Here is a 14,311-nt window from a genome sequence, read left to right on the forward strand (position 1 = left end):
ACAGGATCCTGGCTGGAGAAACCTCATGAGTCAGCACTTCGTCAACGCACTGCTGTTTGGCATCTACCCCTACGTGTGTCTCGCGATCTGGTTGCTCGGCAGCCTGATCCGTTTCGACCGCGAGCAGTACACCTGGAAGAGCGATTCGTCGCAACTGCTCAGACGCCGTCAACTGCGCCTGGGAAGCAATCTGTTCCACGTCGGCGTATTGATTGTGATCGGCGGCCACTTCGCCGGGTTCCTTGCGCCTCACTGGATGGTGTCGCCATTCCTGAACGCCTCCCAGCATCAATGGCTCGCGGTGATGGCAGGCGGCATCGCGGGCATCGTCGCGATCGTCGGCCTGTCGATCCTGCTGTACCGACGCCTGTCCGATCCGCGCATTCGCATCAATAGCGCTCATGCGGACATTCTGGTGCTGGTAATTCTGTGGCTGCAACTCGCGCTTGGACTGGCCACCATTCCGCTGTCCCTGGCTCATATGGACGGCGCGATGTTCGAGACCCTGAGTGACTATGTGAAAGGCGTCGTCACGTTTCAACCCGGCACCGCGGACCTCATCATCCAGGCGCCGCTCGTCTACAAAATCCATATCGCGCTCGGCTTCACGATTTTCCTCATTTCCCCGTTCACCCGCCTCGTCCATATCTGGAGCGGCATGGCCACGCTGGGTTTCCTGGTTCGGCCCCACCAGATCGTCCGTAAGCGCTAACTCGAGGAATCTTTTATGTCGGCAAACGACGATCTCTCACCAACACTCGCCACCATCGACGTACTTAGCGTCAATGGTGCCGTGATCGAAGCCGCCGCCATTGCAGCGGAGTCCGCATTGCACGCGGATGAGCCCGATCCGGACCACGCCGCGCGACGGACTCTGGTCGTGCGTGAACTGCTGGCCCAGCGCGCCGTTGCAACAGGGCTGCTTGCGAACGGCGCCGATCTTGACGATGGGACCGTTGACCGTCTGCTGGAATTGGAATGTACGACGCCGGTCCCGTCCGCCGAAGAATGCCAGCGCTACTACGCAGCGAACATGCAGAAATTCCGCAGTCCGGACCTGGTCTTCGCGCGCCACATCCTCTTTGCGCTGACCGAAAAGGCAGCGATGACGCGGGTCCGCGCCCGCGCTGAAGAAGCGCACCGCGAGCTCGCACAGCATCACGACCGGTTCGATGCGCTCGCCCGAACGTTATCCAATTGCCCGTCCGGGCAGGTCGGCGGGAATCTGGGGCAGTTGACCCTTGGCGAGAGCGTGCCGGAATTCGAGGCGGCAATTTTCGGCAGCCAGCACATCGGCCTGCTACCGGGGCTCGTCAATACGCGCTATGGCTTTCATATTGTCTGGGTGGAGCGTCGCATTGCGGGTGAGTCCCTTCCGTTCGAAGCGGTGCAAATGACCATCGAACGCTATCTCGCCGAGCATGTCCGGCACAAGTCGATTCAGCAATATTTGACTCTGCTCGCATCCAGCGCCGAACTGCGTGGCATTGCGCTGGACGTGCGTCCGGGCCTGTTGTTGCAATAGCGATTTGTCATAGTGTTTACAGGGAATCGGCATCTGTATTTGGTGTGCTCCCATCCCCCTGCACCGATCAATAACGCCCGTATGTAGACGCCATCCTTGTTGTCCTGCCCTGGAGTCGTCATGAGTTCACAAAGAAGTCCCATATTGGTTCTATGTGTCACGACTTTGGCATTTCTGGTCTGCTTCGTCGTCTGGATGATGTTCGGCGTACTCGGCATTGGGCTGCGAACCGAGCTTGGACTGAACAGTACGGAATTCGGTATGCTGACGGCCACGCCGGTTCTGACCGGCGCACTACTGCGCGTCCCGCTGGGCATCTGGACCGACCGTTTTGGTGGTCGCGTGGTGATGACGCTATTGCTGGTCCTCTGCGCCATCCCCGTATTCCTGATCGCATACGCGACGGCGTTCTGGCAGTTCCTCGCGATCGGCTTGTGTCTCGGTGCGGTTGGCGCATCGTTCGCTGTGGGTACGCCGTATGTCGCGCGGTTCTTCCCGCCCGAAAAACGTGGCTTTGCCATGGGATTCTTTGGCGCCGGTACGGTCGGCGCCGCCGTGAACCTGTTCATCACGCCTTCGCTGCAGGCTGCCTGGGGCTGGCGAGCTGTCCCGAAAATCTATGCTCTCGCCCTCCTCGTCACTGCGCTGGTGTTCTGGCTGGGCTCCGCGACCGACCCGGGCGCAGGTAAATCGTCGGGGCCATGGTACAAGCAGTTTCAGGTTCTGAAGAACCCCAAGATATGGAAGTACTGCCAGTACTACTCGATCTGCTTTGGTGGTTTCACCGCGTTATCACTGTGGATCCCACAATATCTGAAGGGTGAATTCGGCTTTTCGGTCGTCACCGCCGCGGCGTTAGCCGCCGGCTTTTCGCTGCCCGGATCGGTATTGCGCGCGCTGGGTGGCACCCTGTCCGACCGCTTCGGTGCGCATAAGGTGACGTGGTGGGGATTGTGGGTTGCGTGGGTATGTCTATTCCTGTTGTCGTACCCGGATACCTCTTTCGTGGTGAGCACGATCGACGGCCCGCGCAGCTTTCACATCCATCTGGGCGTCCCGGCTTTCGTCGGACTTCTATTCATTCTCGGCGTGGTATTCGCGTTCGGTATGGCGTCGACGTTCAAGTACGTCGCCGACGACTTTCCTGAGCAAATGGGCGTCGTCACCGGTATCGTTGGACTGGCCGGCGGACTGGGCGGCTTCCTGCTACCGATCCTTTTCGGCGTAATTCTTGACTGGCTTGGTGTTCGCTCGAGTTGCTTCATGTTCCTGTACGGCATCGTCTGGGTGTCGCTGATTCTGCTGTATCAATCCAGCGTGCGACAGGTCCGCATCGACGGAACAGCCCAGCAAGTGACTGAATGAACAGCCGACGTAATGTGCCCTCCCGACACGACACCACATGGACGATTGATGATGAGTATCTCGAGTTTTGATGAGCTGATTCGGGTCGCGCGGCAACAACCCGAACCTCAGCGTCTGTTATTCGTATTTACCACGGTAGAGTTGCCCGATGACTGTACGCCCGAACAGCGGGCCCGCTTCCAGGCTGGTCAGGGTGGCGCGTTGACGCCACTCATGTGCGTGGACAAAACGCCAGAAGAAATCGGTACGTTTAGCGATCTGCTCGACGAATCGCGACAGGTTCTCCAGGAATGGGCGATCGTCTTTGTCGCGGCTCTCTCAGGTAGTAACGGGTGTGTGCCGCGGACTGAAGATGCCGAAGCGCCGTTGAACAGGATGGTGGAATCGATCAAGGCCGGGACTATCGGCATGTTTATTCCATTCGATGCGCACGGTCAACCAGTGCTATTTGGTCCGCCCTGAACAGATCCGTCACTGACTGCGATCGCCGCGCCAATGACGCGTTCCCCATCAAGCTTGGCCAAAGTGCAATGGAACGGTTGCTTCCGCTGCGCGATTGCGGAATCGCGGGATACCCTGCATGCCGAGCGGGGTCAGGCCGCGCCCGGGGAACTTACGACACAGGCGGCAGCGATGCCGGGACCTGGCGAGGAATGAGCATGAGCGACAAGCTGACAAACGATTGGGATCCGAGGTCTGATGACGTCTTGCGCGATCAGGCTGCGGCGTATGATGACATGCGGCACCGCTGTCCAGTCGCGCACAGTGACTACCTGAACTTATCCCTGTTCCGCCATGAAGATGTCATTCGCGTGCTCAACGATCCTGAAACGTTCAGCAGTGCGGTCTCGAGCTATCTCTCCGTGCCCAATGGCATGGATCCGCCTGAGCACACCCAGTACAGAAGCATTATCGAGCCATATTTCAGCCCGCAGCGCATGGCGGTCTTCGAGCCGGTGTGTCGAGAGATTGCCGTCAGTCTGGTAAATGGACTTCCGAGGTGCGGCGAAGTCGAATTCAACGTCCGGTTTGCACAAGAATTTGCAATACAGATCCAGTGCGCTTTTCTGGGCTGGCCACAGGATTTGCGCACGCCGCTTCTTCACTGGATTCGCAAAAACCGTGAAGCCACGCTGACAGGTGACAGGATCGCTCTCGACAGGGTGGCCCTCGAATTTGACACCTACATCAAGGGTTTGCTTGAGCGAAGGCGCGAATCGGGTGCGGATGCGCCGGACGATATCACGACCAACCTGTTACGTGACCGGATCGGGGACCGGCTGCTGAACGACGACGAAATTGTCAGCATCCTGCGCAACTGGACCGTCGGCGAACTCGGGACGATTGCGGCGTGCGTGGGGATTCTCTCTCACTACCTTGCCGAACATTTCGATGTCCAGCGCCAGTTGCGGGAGCAGCCGTCGCTATTGTCAACGGCCATCGACGAAATACTCCGGATCAGGGCGCCGCTCATCGCCAACCGGCGCATCAGTACCAAACCGGTGGAAATCGGTGGTTGCGAGGTGCCCGTTGGCCAGCGTATCACGCTCATCTGGGGATCCGCGAACCGGGACGAGACGATTTTTGGCGACCCCGACGAATTCCGGCTCGACCGCGATCCGGCCTGCAACCTGCTATACGGTGCTGGCATTCATGCGTGTCCGGGTGCGCCGCTCGCGCGGCTCGAACTGCGTATTTGCATGGAAGAACTGCTCGCGCGTACTAACTGGATTGCGCTCTTGCCCGGCGGCCTCGTCGCGAAAGCCGTGCATCCGGGTGCCGGTTTTTCTGTGTTGCCATTGTGCATCAAGTGAATACCCAGCTGCTCGACCAGGGGCTCACTCAAAGTCTCATCGACTCGTCGTGAAATGTGGTCGCGCCGATTCCGAGCCAGTTTCGAAGACGATTGTCGCTCGCGTCATCCCACGGAATGCCCGACAGGCACGCACGTCAGCCAGAAGCGTATCGAGCGACGAACTCGCGGGTTTATTCATTTTCCGGCCACTTCATTTCCAGGTCGTCGTCATGGTGTTTGCGTCGCCCACCGGCGATCCCTTGCAACTCATCCGGCCTGACGAATACGACGGTCACGAGTATCGATGCGTTCTGGAAGGCTGTGAGTGCGTGTGGGGCGCCGGCTGCAAGATAGATGAGATCACCGGTACGCAGAATCTGGTGCCCTTCATTCATCTCGAGATCAACTTCACCTTCGATACATTGAACCGTTACCGGTCCATCGACCGCATGCACAGGCATTCCTTTGCCAGCCGGAAGAACGATCCACATGACTTCGAGGCGCTCCTCCTTGAACAATGCCGTGGTCGGAGTCTGTTCAAGCCTGTTGCCGAGCGGTAACAGGCTCGCAACTTCGCCAGACGAAAGATGTGATATGGCCACCTCCTCTCTCCTTGACGTACGGCCCGGTCAGATTCAGCAGGCCGGCGTGGATCGCCAGCGTGCCTGCCGTGCGTGTTGCGATAGCATACTTCGCACGACGCCGCAAACTTGGAGCGGCCGGCAGGAAACGGATGATGGCGCCATTGCCTATCTCCAGATCCACGCCGGTGGATCGCTAGCCGGAAATGACTGATCGGACGCCATATCGACCGGATCCAGCGCGGGGAAAAACGGCTCCCGCGGCTCCAGGCTGTCCTGGCCGTCACCGCCTGGATCGATGCGAGACTGGCGTACGGTGGCCGCCCCGGATCCCGGTCGCAGGTCATTTATGCGCTGACTCCCGAGCGGCGTCTGTCCGGTGCCCGACACTGGCGCGCCCGGGACATGCCGCTTCTGGCCGGCGCAACGTCGACGCCTCGTCGCGTGCCGGATCGATCGGAAGAACGTGCCCCGTTGTACCGGCAGCCGGCGACGTGGCCCGGCATTACACCATGCGGCGCGCGAGCATCGATCTGATCTGGCCGATTGCATACGCGGGATTCAGGTTTTTCGGGCAGATGTCAGTGCAGTTCAGGATCGTGCGGCAACGAAAGAGCCGGTACGGATCTTCGAGATTGTCCAGTCTCGCTTGCGTGGCCATGTCGCGCGAATCGACGATGAACCGGTAGGCCTGCAGCAGGCCAGCGGGTCCGACGTACTTGTCCGGATTCCACCAGTACGACGGACACGCCGTTGAACAGCACGCGCACAGGATGCACTCGTAGAGGCCGTCGAGCTGGTCGCGTTCTTCGGGACTTTGCGGGCGCTCCCGTTCCGGGGGCGGCGTATCGTTGATCAGATACGGCATCACCGAGTGATACTGGTTGAAGAACGACGTCATATCGACGATCAGATCGCGAATCACGGGCAGGCCCGGCAGCGGCCGCAAGACAATCCGCGACGGCAGATCGTTCATGTTGATCTGGCACGCGAGACCGTTCCTGCCGTTGATGTTGATGGCGTCGGACCCACAGATGCCTTCACGGCACGAACGCCGCAGCGAAATCGATTCATCGACCGACTTCAGCCTGACGAGGACGTCCAGTAGCATCCGGTCACGCGGATCGATGTCAACCTCGAACGCCTGCATATGCGGTTTAGTATCCGTGTCCGGGTCATACCGGAAGATCTCAATCACGCGGCTGTCGCTCATCCTGAATCTCCATTTTCTGACCCGGCCCCAAGCTGGCGATGCCGCTCGTCGGGACAACATTCCAGAGCGCGCATTTCCGCTCACCACCCCTTCGGGTTCCGGATCAACCTTTGCTGATCGTCGCCTTGTAGCCTGCGTCCTCGAACGCCACCAGGAATTCCTCTGGCAGCAACCAGGAGTCAATCTTTACGGTTCTGGCATTGACGTCGACATCGACTTTCGCGTCGGGGTCGACCGCGCCGATGGCACGGGCAAGCGTCTGTGCGTCGCCGTCACCGGTCATCTTCGCCACTTCGAATTCCATATGTTCGAATTCCATATGTTCGAATTCCATGATCTACTCCTTCGATTCTGGTTATCCGGTATCGGGCGGGCGCCCGGCCACGCCCGGGAAATGCTTGAGGACGAACGTTTCGTTGACCCGTGGTACCAGCCCGCGAACATCGCAAACAGCGATCCGACCACCAGCACATCGTCTAAATGGGCGACGACGTAATACGTCCCGTGCAGCGCGATGTCGAGCGACGCCAGCCGTGCGGCCGTGCATGCGCGGGGTGTTCATGGGGATCGGAATCGCTGTACTCATCGAATCCACGCTCCAGTTGATGAAGAACGCACTGGGTCGGCCGGCAAGGTCCGAGTGGGCGCCGATCGTCCTGACGCGGCGCGTTCGGGTCACCTCGCTATGAGCTGCGACAGCCGATGCACGCGCACAACGTGCTGCGCGGCGCTGTCACCCCGTGATGAACTCTTCCGGCCTCGCCAGAGGCATGCGACGCTCCTTCTCTTGTGCATCATGAACTTCGGCAATTCAATTGGAATTAAACTATGTCACACCGTGATCTATAGTGAAATGCACAGGGATACCATAAAAGTGTGTTGTTGAATGCACGGCAGTGTCCGCGCGCCCTGACAGGAGTGCAGTGCACGCGGTATCGAACGGAGGGCATCCGTCATGACGACAAGATTCAAGGTTGGCGACCACGTGACCTGGAATTCGGAGGCCGGGCATGTCAGCGGCAAGGTCATCAAGGTGCATACAAAAGACACCGACTACAAGGGATACATCCGTCATGCCAGCGTGGACGATCCACAGTACGAGATCAGGAGCGACAAGACCGACCATGTCGCGATGCACAAAGGTGGCGCGCTGAAAAAGATGCATTCCTGAGACTTCATGGACCACCATGTCCGCGCAGTCCTTGATCACCATCAAAGCCGTGGCGTTTTCGCGCTTTGATGTCGAGCGGAAGATGACTAACATTAAAGTATCGGCGCAGCTTCTTGCGCTTGCCGCCGGTGTGAGGTAGCAAATCGATTCGCCAAGGCATTTCATGTATTGCTGCGGAGTTTGATATGCAGTCTCTGGGACCGCGTAGTGCCATAACCGTCATCCTTCATGAACACGAGCAGATGTCGACCGTGATAGAGGGCATGCGGCGCTTCGTAGGTCTGCTGGCAGCAGGTACGCCCGCTCCGGGCCTCATGGTGTTACGGGCGATGCTTTATTACATCCGCGAGTACCCTCAGCAGGTGCACCATCCTAAAGAGGATCGTTACCTGTTCACACCGCTGCGCGATCGGACGGATGAATTTGACTACGTCCTTACGGAACTGGAGTCCCAGCATGCCCAGGGTGACGTGAGGTTAAGAAATATCGAGCACGCGCTGACCCGGTATGAATTGAAAGGGGCTCCCGCACTTCGGGGCCTGCGAGCCACGGTGGATGCGTATGCCGAGTTCCATGCAGACCACCGGTGTATGGAAGAGACGTTGATTTTGCCGGCGGCCAGACGCCTGCTGACAAACGAAGACTAGGCGGAAATCGACGCCGCTTTTGGAGCGAATCGAGATCCATTCGACGGGGTAAAACTTGAAGACGATCTCGGCAAATTATTCTCGATGATCGTCAAAACGATCCCTGAGACGGAAAGTTAGCTGTTCGGTTGCGCGTTTCGATGGGCGGCCGGTCACGTAATGCAAACGCGGGTCAGCAGGATGCGTGGCCGCGCAATTGAACACAGAGTTTTTTGAACACCAAAAGCCGACGCGGGAGGGGATATGCAAACTGCTCGTCACTTTCACCTGGAACTGCGGCACGCAAGCGTGCCGACCTATGTTGCCAGTTACCTCTTTCCGATCCTATTGCTGGCGTATGAGGTACATAGGGTGGGCAGGTGGATCTTCGATTACGGGATGCACTTCGCGAACTTCAGGTTCATGGGCTACGAGTTCCTGCTGATGCTTGTGTTCGTCGCGCTTCAGGTCGTGTTCGAAGGCGTTTTCCTCATTGGGGCATGGATGAGCCGGGATCACGATTTCGAACATCGGGTCGCAAATGTCCTGGCCGGCCTCTGCTGTTCCCTGGTTATCATTTGCTTCGATTTGGCTTTGCAGTACGCCCTGTAGAGCGAGTTCAACGGGATCGCCTATGTTGGCGGTCCCGGGATTGCGATCCCCAGAACGCAGACTTGTGCGCACTTGATGTTCCAGACCTGTCGCATGGTGGTCGCGGAAACGCTCTTCCGGGTGGATCAACACAATCGTCTTGTCGTGGGGCGACGCGCGCAGAACGATGTCGCGACACGCTGACGCTTCGTCATCCGACGTGCTGATGGGCTCGTGGCGCAGGCGCACTCGCCGCGATAGTCGTCACCTGCGGTTGAATTCAATCCGAACCTCCCCTAATTTCGTCGCTATGCGTTGCCATACCTTGCGCGGGCACGACAGAGCCCGCGCAGTACATCCAGCTTTGCCCTTGCCACAGCTCTCAGTTTGCCGCTGACGTGACATACCATTAGCATTATCTGCAAATACCGCTAGCGAGGGACGTTATGCCCACTACAGCCCAAAGCAAATTCCGCGAAGCCGCTCTCGATTACCACGAATTCCCGACGCCTGGCAAAATTGCCATCGCGCCGACCAAACTGATGATCAACCAGCGCGATCTCTCCCTGGCGTACTCGCCAGGCGTCGCATTCGCGTGCGAGGAGATCGTCGAGAACCCGCTGAATGCCGCCCGCTTCACCGCGCGCAGCAATCTCGTCGGCGTCGTGACGAACGGCACGGCGGTGCTCGGCCTCGGCAACATCGGACCGCTCGCGTCGAAGCCGGTCATGGAAGGCAAGGCAGTGCTGTTCAAGAAGTTCGCCGGCATCGACGTGTTCGATATCGAGCTGAACGAGTCCGATCCGCACAAGCTGGTCGAGGTGATCGGCGACGCGGACATTTTCCTCGGCCTGTCGGCCGGTGGCGTCCTCAAGACCGACATGGTTGCGCAGATGGGCAAGACACCTTTGATCCTCGCGCTTGCAAATCCGACGCCCGAAATTGAGCCGGATCTGGCGCGGGGAATTCGGCCTGATGCCATACTGGCTACGGGACGTGCCGATTATCCGAACCAGGTTAATAACGTTCTGGTGTTCCCTTTCATCTTCCGCGGCGCGCTGGATGTGGGCGCGACGACGGTCACGCGCGAAATGGAAATCGCGGCGGTGAACGCGATCGCGGAACTGGCGCGCCAGGAGCAGAGCGACATCGTTGCGACGGCGTATGGCATTCAGGACTTGTCGTTCGGTCCGGAATACCTGATTCCGAAGCCGTTCGACCCGCGCCTGATCGTCAAGGTCGCGGCGGCAGTGGCGAAGGCGGCGATGGAGTCAGGCGTGGCGACCCGTCCGATCGAGGACATGATCGCGTACGAGCAGCATCTGCAGCAGTTCGTCTATCGCAGCGGCGCAACGATGCAGCCAATCTTCCAGCTGGCACGCAGCGTCAAGCCGGAAAAGAAGCGCATCGTGTTCGCGGAAGGGGAAGACGAACGCGTGCTACGCGCGATCCAGATCGTCGTCGACGAAAAGCTGGCCAAGCCGATCCTGATCGGCCGTCCGGCGGTGATCGAGCAGCGCATCGCGCGCTACGGTCTGCGTCTGGTCGCGGGTCAGGACTACACGATGGTCAACACCGACCACGATGAGCGCTACCGCGACTTCTGGCAGACGTATCACAAGATGATGGCGCGAAAGGGCATCAGCGAGCAGATGGCCAAGCTTGAAATGCGGCGACGCACGACGTTGATCGGCTCGATGCTGATGCATAAAGGCGAAGCCGATGGCATGATCTGCGGCACGATCAGCACGACGCATCGCCATCTGCACTTCATCGATCAGGTGATCGGCAAGCGTGAAGGCAGCAGCGTCTACGCGGCAATGACGGGGCTGGTGCTGCCGGACCGGCAGATTTTCCTCGTGGACACGCACGTGAACGTCGATCCGACACCGGAGCAGCTCGCCGAGATCACGATCATGGCCGCGGAGGAAGTGCGCCGCTTCGGTATCGAGCCGAAGGTCGCACTGGTGTCGCATTCGAATTTCGGCACCAGCAACGCGCCGTCCGCGCAGAAGATGCGTGATGTACTCGAGATCCTCAAGGAACGTGCGCCGGGCCTGCAGGTGGACGGTGAAATGCAGGGCGACGTCGCCCTCGAGGCCAATCTGCGCCGCGAAGTGCTGCCCGAATCGACGCTCGAAGGCGATGCGAATCTGCTCGTGCTGCCGAACATCGACGCCGCGAACATCTCATATAACCTGCTGAAAACGGCGGCGGGTAACAATATCGCGATTGGGCCGATGCTGCTCGGCGCTGCGAAGCCGGTGCATGTGCTGACGGCATCGGCCACGGTGCGTGGGATCGTCAACATGGCGGCACTGGTCGTGGCCGATGCGGGCGCCGCGGACCGGCCGTCGCGGGACGAGTGACACTTCGCCCGTCAGCAGCAGGTTGGCGGGGCCGGCGAGCTTGCAATCATCCCGTGGGCCGACTGTGTGGTGGTCGAGCTGTATTACCCGAAGCGCGACAATAACCCCCAGCGATTTGTCTGGAGCGCATGTGCTGACCCACTTCATCCAGCACTGGCTCAATCTGGCGGACCTGGCGTGCGAAGAGGCGACGTACGACAACGCCAGCCTGCGTCGGTTTGTAGGGATTACGCGCGCTGCGAAGCTGTGCCGGACGCCAGCACGCTCCTCAATGATGGTCGAGCTTGGGCGCTATCGCCGCGAGCATGGTCTGCCTGTCCTGCCCTCGCCTGCCGAAGACGCCCCGCGCTGCTCCTGCCCATCGGCCGGCCACGCAAGCCGCTGACGCGCCCCACGCTGCAGCAGATCGTGAAAGGGATTTTTAGAGGCGCGGCCCACTGGCTGCGCCAAAGCGCCGGCTCACATATGGCCGACCAGCGGGTCGACTGGCGCTTGGTGCACGACAACCTCGGGCACGCGTCGCTGACCATCACCGCCCAGTGCCTGCACGTCGACGACGACCGCCGCCATCGCGAGACCGAGCAAAAGCACCGCATGAAGTGGTACCGCAATTGGCCTCAGTGCGCAGGATACTGCTGCGAATAGTGTGGACATAGCCGATGGGGCTGCGTCCGCTTTTCAACAGCATGCAACGGGGATATGCTGGGCTGATGGACAGTACCGGTAACTGCTTCGATGTTGGCCGCGGCGCGGGTGCGGGCCCTCGCCATGCCTACGCCCCTCCCTGCGACTACGGAGACTATTGCAATGAGCGACCCGACAATAGAAGAAAAAATCCGTGTGCGCGCGTAGGAACTCTGGCAACAGGACGGTTGCCTTGAAGGGTGCGCCGACGAGTATTGGCACATGGTGTCAAACGAACTAAAGTTGGTACGAATTTGCCACTAAAGTTGAGACTTCTTTGGTTTTAGAAGGATGTCGCAATGGTGGGCCTTATGGGTCAAGGGCTCCAGACTGATTGACGTAAGTTTGCAACCCGTCCATCAAGTGAAAAATCATTTGTCCGGCTGACAACGCCAGCCAACACGCGAGCCAAGCCTGGGCGTATCAGTCCGCGAACGCGTCACGGATTTGCCTGGCACGCTTCACGTCATCGCTATGCAGGTAGATCGACGTCGTCGCAATCGACGCATGGCGCAGATTGTCCCTCACGGTCGTGAGCTCCGCGCCGCACGCGAGGGCATGAGTTGCATGCGTGTGCCTCGTCCAATGGGGGCTGGCACGGCGCAGCTTTTCCGCGAGCACCGGGTTGTCTGCCGCAATGACTTCGGCCGCTCTCGCAAAGAATCGCCGCGTAATCTCCCATAGCCGTACACCGCTGATTGCAGCCACACTGTCCTGCTCCAGGCTGCCGATAAGCGGCGTGTCGGGATGCCATTGGGCCGGCGTGACCGGCAGCTTTCGCTCTACCAGATAGCGGTCCAGTGCAGTGCGGGCTTTGGGTGGCAGCGCAACCTTACCCGCCCTCCGACCTTTCCCGATAACGCTCACCCAATGATCGCCACGGGCGTCGGTCGCGATGTTGCCGAGGCAGGCACCGACCAGTTCGCTGACGCGCAGGCCGGTTGCATACGCGAAGTCCAGGACGAAGCGCAGGCGTTGCGCCGCCGGCGCTTCCCAACCATACGACCACTCGAGTCCGTCTGCAATGGTACGCACGAGCGTCCACTCGCCCTCGGTAAAAGCGTGGGACGTGTCGAGTACGGTTGAGCGACTGGTGCCGCGAACCTTGACGCCGGCAAACGGATTGGCCAGCAGATAGCGCTGCTCGATCAGCCAGCGGAACATCGCCCCGAGCACCGACAGCGCGTAGGCGGTCGAGCGGGCCGACAGCCCACCGGAGAATGGTCGCCACTCCGGCGAGTTGCGTGGCCGCACGGGGCCCACCCAGCGCTCGCGTGGCGTCGGCCGACGCAGGAAACTCCGGTACGCGATTGCATCCTCCGTCGTCAGCGAGGACAGGGCGCGACCACGTTCGACGATCGCCCAGAGGATCAGGCGCTCGGCTTCCTTGCGGTAGGCACGCTGCGTCGCGATGGATTCGTGCAGGGACAGCCATGCCTGCACGGCGGCGTAATCGTTGTTGGCGTCGAGCGTGCAGGTGTGCCACGGCGCGCGAAACGTGCCCGACGAGCCATCGACCTCGTGCGGCAGACGCAGCGACTCCCACGGGAGGACCGGGCCCGGGCCGGAGGTCGTGATCAGGGCGCGCGCCCGCTCCGTCAGCGCGGGATGCGCGGCGAAGAACGCCTCGATACGTCGTGCGGCCGCTGGGCCGAGCCCCGGCACCGCTTTCCACCACTGGCGCCGGCGGGGAATCCGCACAGTCAGATCGGCCAGCGTGCCAATGCCGTGTGCGCGCAGCGCCTTCCCGGTTCTCGCGGGGAACCATCGTTCGATGTCGTCGCTGATCTGCGGCTCCGGCGCCGGCAGCGACCGGAGCATCCCGATCGCGTGCATCACCGCTCTGGTCCGCTCGATACGTTCGGACGCCGGATGCGCGAACAGCAGGGCGAAATCGTCGCGGTGAAGACCACGAGCCACTGCAACCAGTTGGCGACGGATGCGCCCGAGGATGCCACGTGCGGACTGTCGCTCGCGCACGCTGCCCGGCAGGTAACGCTCAACCGCTGCCCGCGCCGGCAGCCCTGCGTACCAGGCACGCAGCGCAGCCAGCGAGTCAGCATCGGGAAAGCCGTCCGGTGCCGCCGCGAAAGCGGAGGGGGGACGAGGCGCGTTTTCATGACATCGAGTTTAGTCCTGAAACGTTGCCACAAGGATAAGAAGACTTATCTTAATGATCTGGTCAGCATGTGCATTTGTAACGGGCCGGCCACCGCTTTTGAATGCGTGACAAGCTCTGTCAACGGCCGCTTTCTGGCAGGACGAACGCCTCTTGTCGACCGAGCTTGTGTGAAAACGCGCTGATCGCCTAAACTGGATTAACGCATTCAGCATGGGTGACCGGATGAAGCGATTCATAGAAGGTGAAGATCGCAAGCAGGTGACGCTGCT

The 14,311-nt window shown here is 60.2% G+C and carries 12 protein-coding genes and 5 pseudogenes; 12 read left to right on the forward strand and 5 right to left on the reverse strand.

Features of this window, described 5'->3' with window-relative positions; all coding sequences use genetic code 11:
- Positions 1–25 precede the first annotated feature (25 nt).
- From narI to KHO31_RS23050, 5 genes are all read left to right on the forward strand, one after another.
- Positions 26–712 (forward strand): respiratory nitrate reductase subunit gamma, encoded by a 687-nt coding sequence (narI, locus tag KHO31_RS23030; protein WP_028229413.1) that lies wholly within the window; start codon positions 26–28, stop codon positions 710–712.
- Between the two features lie 15 nt (positions 713–727).
- Positions 728–1,525, forward strand: a complete 798-nt coding sequence (locus KHO31_RS23035) for a peptidylprolyl isomerase (protein WP_201078106.1) — start codon at positions 728–730, stop codon at positions 1,523–1,525.
- 120 nt (positions 1,526–1,645) lie between these two features.
- A complete protein-coding gene (locus KHO31_RS23040) occupies positions 1,646–2,890 on the forward strand; it encodes an MFS transporter (protein WP_201078104.1) in 1,245 nt (414 codons plus the stop codon).
- Between the two features lie 51 nt (positions 2,891–2,941).
- The gene (locus KHO31_RS23045; protein WP_028229416.1) at positions 2,942–3,352 is read left to right on the forward strand and encodes a hypothetical protein; all 411 of its coding nucleotides are present in this window, start codon (positions 2,942–2,944) and stop codon (positions 3,350–3,352) included.
- Between the two features lie 197 nt (positions 3,353–3,549).
- Positions 3,550–4,704: a cytochrome P450 gene (locus tag KHO31_RS23050; RefSeq protein ID WP_328822734.1), complete on the forward strand. Its 1,155-nt coding sequence runs from the start codon at positions 3,550–3,552 to the stop codon at positions 4,702–4,704.
- A 40-nt stretch (positions 4,705–4,744) separates the two neighbouring features.
- On the opposite strand, the pseudogene KHO31_RS39410 reads toward KHO31_RS23050, so the two are convergent.
- From KHO31_RS39410 to KHO31_RS23065, 4 genes and pseudogenes are all read right to left on the reverse strand, one after another.
- Positions 4,745–4,840: pseudogene (locus KHO31_RS39410) on the reverse strand (uracil-DNA glycosylase family protein); the annotation flags it as partial.
- 36 nt (positions 4,841–4,876) lie between these two features.
- Positions 4,877–5,176 (reverse strand): cupin domain-containing protein, encoded by a 300-nt coding sequence (locus KHO31_RS23055; protein WP_328820999.1) that lies wholly within the window; start codon positions 5,174–5,176, stop codon positions 4,877–4,879.
- Positions 5,177–5,771: 595 nt separating this feature from the next.
- Positions 5,772–6,479: a succinate dehydrogenase/fumarate reductase iron-sulfur subunit gene (locus tag KHO31_RS23060; protein ID WP_201140989.1), complete on the reverse strand. Its 708-nt coding sequence runs from the start codon at positions 6,477–6,479 to the stop codon at positions 5,772–5,774.
- A 103-nt stretch (positions 6,480–6,582) separates the two neighbouring features.
- Complete coding sequence (locus KHO31_RS23065; RefSeq protein WP_407945954.1) at positions 6,583–6,813, reverse strand: heavy-metal-associated domain-containing protein; 231 nt, start codon at positions 6,811–6,813, stop codon at positions 6,583–6,585.
- A 621-nt stretch (positions 6,814–7,434) separates the two neighbouring features.
- Between KHO31_RS23065 and KHO31_RS23070 the strand changes: the two genes are divergently transcribed.
- The 7 genes and pseudogenes from KHO31_RS23070 to KHO31_RS40070 all read left to right on the forward strand — a co-directional run.
- A complete protein-coding gene (locus tag KHO31_RS23070; RefSeq protein ID WP_201078098.1) occupies positions 7,435–7,650 on the forward strand; it encodes a hypervirulence associated TUDOR domain-containing protein in 216 nt (71 codons plus the stop codon).
- Between the two features lie 185 nt (positions 7,651–7,835).
- A complete protein-coding gene (locus KHO31_RS23075; protein WP_321207355.1) occupies positions 7,836–8,297 on the forward strand; it encodes a hemerythrin domain-containing protein in 462 nt (153 codons plus the stop codon).
- A 243-nt stretch (positions 8,298–8,540) separates the two neighbouring features.
- Complete coding sequence (locus KHO31_RS39415) at positions 8,541–8,888, forward strand: hypothetical protein (protein ID WP_236060954.1); 348 nt, start codon at positions 8,541–8,543, stop codon at positions 8,886–8,888.
- 425 nt (positions 8,889–9,313) lie between these two features.
- Positions 9,314–11,236, forward strand: coding sequence for an NADP-dependent malic enzyme (locus tag KHO31_RS23085; RefSeq protein WP_201078094.1), 1,923 nt, complete (start codon positions 9,314–9,316; stop codon positions 11,234–11,236).
- A 45-nt stretch (positions 11,237–11,281) separates the two neighbouring features.
- Positions 11,282–11,506, forward strand: a pseudogene (locus KHO31_RS39420) (transposase); the annotation flags it as partial.
- Positions 11,493–11,881: pseudogene (locus tag KHO31_RS39425) on the forward strand (tyrosine-type recombinase/integrase); the annotation flags it as partial. The pseudogenes KHO31_RS39420 and KHO31_RS39425, both read left to right, overlap by 14 nt.
- 207 nt (positions 11,882–12,088) lie before the next feature.
- Positions 12,089–12,184 (forward strand): annotated as a pseudogene (locus KHO31_RS40070) (DUF2934 domain-containing protein); the annotation flags it as partial.
- Positions 12,185–12,343: 159 nt separating this feature from the next.
- Here KHO31_RS40070 and KHO31_RS23105 read toward each other — a convergent pair.
- Positions 12,344–14,017, reverse strand: a pseudogene (locus tag KHO31_RS23105) (phage integrase family protein); the annotation flags it as partial.
- Between the last annotated feature and the right edge of the window lie 294 nt (positions 14,018–14,311).

It is taken from the genome of Paraburkholderia domus, assembly GCF_905220705.1.
In the GTDB taxonomy this organism is placed as follows: Bacteria; Pseudomonadota; Gammaproteobacteria; order Burkholderiales; family Burkholderiaceae; genus Paraburkholderia; species Paraburkholderia domus.